1 pseudogene is annotated in these 360 nt (G+C 55.3%); it reads left to right on the top strand.

The features are described 5' to 3' along the window. A pseudogene (locus tag DXA66_RS14025) lies at positions 1–315 on the top strand (relaxase); the annotation flags it as partial. Positions 316–360 lie beyond the last annotated feature (45 nt).

Here is a 360-nt window from a genome sequence, read left to right as displayed (position 1 = left end):
CAGTACAAGCCTCTTGCACAGAAGCTCCAGACTGTGCGGAATCCCGCCAAGTTCAAGGAACAGCACCGTGCAGAGTTTGCTGTGTACGAGGCCGCTTGCGCCTATTTCAAGGCCAATGGGCTCAGGACGCTGCCGGACCTCAAAAAACTGGATGCCGAATACCAGACCCTTTCCTCGGAGAAAAACGGGTTCTACACCCGCTACAAGAAAGCGCAGATCGAACTGCGTGAACTCCGCACCGCACAACAGAACGTGGAAGCCTTCTTCCGCAAGGAAGAGCGCAGCCACGCCGTACCGCAGCAGGAGGTCAAATGAACAACACTCTGACGGATCGATGTGTGAATAAACCCAACCTCACCC

Origin of the sequence: Faecalibacterium sp. OF03-6AC (assembly GCF_003478175.1) — a bacterium.
Classification (GTDB): Bacteria; Bacillota; Clostridia; order Oscillospirales; family Ruminococcaceae; genus Faecalibacterium; species Faecalibacterium taiwanense.
This window is presented reverse-complemented; position numbering and strand designations above follow the sequence as displayed.